This window comes from Streptomyces sp. DvalAA-14 (genome assembly GCF_900091855.1).
Taxonomy (GTDB): domain Bacteria; phylum Actinomycetota; class Actinomycetes; order Streptomycetales; family Streptomycetaceae; genus Actinacidiphila.
The window spans coordinates 1-2,177 of record NZ_FMCH01000255.1 but is presented as its reverse complement, the minus strand read 5'-3'; the positions used below and the strand labels follow the sequence as shown (position 1 = coordinate 2,177).

Genomic DNA, 2,177 nt, shown 5'->3' with positions numbered 1-2,177 from the left:
CCCACAGTTTCTTGTAGACGTCGTTCGGGAACAGCGCGTCGGACAGGTTCCAGTACGTCTCGCGGGGCGCGATGGCGTCCACCCGGTGGTCGTAGCCCGCCGCGAGCAGCGAGATCGCGCCGCCGTAGGACGTGCCGGAGATACCGACCCGGGGGTCGCCCGGCGCGTCGAGGCGTACTTCGGGGCGGGTGGCGAGCCAATCGATCAGCTTGCTGACATCGGCGACCTCGCCGTCCTCGGCGTTGAGCCCGATCCGGCCGCCGGAGTGGCCGAAGCCGCGGGCCGACCAGGTCAGCACCGCGTAGCCGTGCCGGGCGAGGTCCTCGGCCTGGCCGCGCACGTCGTCCTTGCTGCCGCCGAAACCGTGGCCGAGCAGCACCGCGGGGCGGCGGCCGGGGCCGCCGGCGGTGAAGAAGGAGGTGTCCAGGCGTACGCCGCCGGCCCCGCTGAGCAGGGCGTCGCTGCGATGGACGGCCGGCCCGCCGGCCGCGTTCGCGGTGCCGACCGCGACGGACCCGGCCACCAGCACGGCGAACGCCCCGGCCGCGGCCAACCACCGCCTGCGCCGCGGCCATCGAAGATCCATCCTCCGATCCTACGGGCTGCCCGTCATCCGCGGCGGGCGCGCGACGGCGGCTGCGGCACTTCACCGCGAGGTCGGGCCCGACCGACGACGGCCCGGTACGGGGACGACCCGGCAGGAGTTGGGCCGGCGGCCGGCCGGCCCCGGCAAAGGGCGGGGTTTTCCCGTGCTTTTCCCGGACTCCTGGCGTGTCGCACATTCGGCGCCGACAACCGTTCCGGACAATCCCCCGGCGCAGTCGGGGAAGATCCGGCCGGCGGTCGGCGCGGCTGTTTTTCGGTGCGGCTGTTTTTCGGCGCGCGTCGGCGGCCCCGCGGATGATCAATACAGTGATCGATAACGTGATCAATACGGTGCTCGATCGCGGCGGAGCGCCAATGCGGCGGAAAGAGGGGCGGGCTGTCGGCGGCAGGGCCGGGGGAAGGGCCCGCACCGGTGCGTTCGCACGGCGGTACGGGCCCTTCTCCGCATCCGCCGGACCCCCGGTGCGACGACTGCGGACCGCTGCGGGCGGCTGCGGCCGGCTGCGGGCGGAGGTGGACCCCTGTGGGCGGAGGGCGGACGCTCAGCGGTGGGACGACGAACGGCGCCTGCGGGCGAACACCAGGGCCCCGCCGCCGACGACCACCGCGGCCACCGCGATGCCGGCGATCATCGGGGTGTCGCTGGAGCTACCGGTTTCGGCCAGGTTCCCGCCGGCCTGCGCGGTGCTGGTTCCCGCCACCACCGGGGCGTTGGTGGTCGCCGTCGCGGTGGGCGGGGCGGGCGGCGGGGTGGTCGACCCGGTGGGCGGGGCCGGTGCGGTCGTGGTCGGCGGCGGCGTGGTGGGCGGCGGCGAGCCGGGACTCGTCGGCGGCGGCGTGGTCGGCGGCTTCTCGCACGGCTCGGACGTCTTGCGCTGGTCGATGTTGTACTGCTTGCTGTCGCCGGCCGTCACCACGAGGTGCACGGTGAGCGCGGTGGTGTGGTCGGGCAGCGCGCCGGAGAAGTCGTAGCCGCCGCCGAAGGAGTCCTTCGAGGCCAGCACGGCGCCGCCGTCGACGGACAGCGTCACCGAGTTGGTCACGCGGGCGTTGTAGTCCTTCAGATGCACCGACACCGAGTCACAGGTGACCGACCAGACGCCGGAGTGCGCGGAGGCGGGGACGGCGAGGATGCCGGCACCGGCCAGAGCGGCCAATCCGGCGCCGGCTATCACTGCCGAGCGTCTGCGGTTTTCACGCGTCATTCTCATGAATCCTCCTTGTATTTCCGGAACTTCCCGGACGAGGCTTCCCGTCCGCCTGAATATGCGCGAGACCGGGACCGTACACCTTGATCCACCGGCGCATTGCACCGGGCCCCGCACTCGCGAACTCCGCGATATCCACCGGGAAATGCGGATCTTGACCGGTGGATGGCGTGTCGGTGCCGGGCAGTAGAGTCCGCGCTATGGCGAAGGCGCTTTCGGCAGCTCAGCGCGGGGCGGTGGCGGAGTCCGATCCGGCCACCGGGCGGCTGTCGGCGCGCCCCGCGGTCTGTACGGCGCTGGTGGCGCTCGGGCTGGCGGCGGCGCACGGGCGCGGCGGCCACCACGCGTACTACCTCACTACCG

At 73.2% G+C, this 2,177-nt stretch carries 2 protein-coding genes; both read right to left on the bottom strand.

Features of this window, described 5'->3' with window-relative positions:
• Positions 1–586, bottom strand: a 586-nt coding sequence (locus GA0115240_RS13245; protein WP_141708827.1) for an alpha/beta hydrolase, incomplete at its 3' end; no start/stop codon positions are given.
• Between the two features lie 562 nt (positions 587–1,148).
• Entirely contained in the window at positions 1,149–1,817 is a 669-nt protein-coding gene (locus GA0115240_RS13240) for an LAETG motif-containing sortase-dependent surface protein (protein WP_107407139.1), read from the bottom strand.
• Positions 1,818–2,177 lie beyond the last annotated feature (360 nt).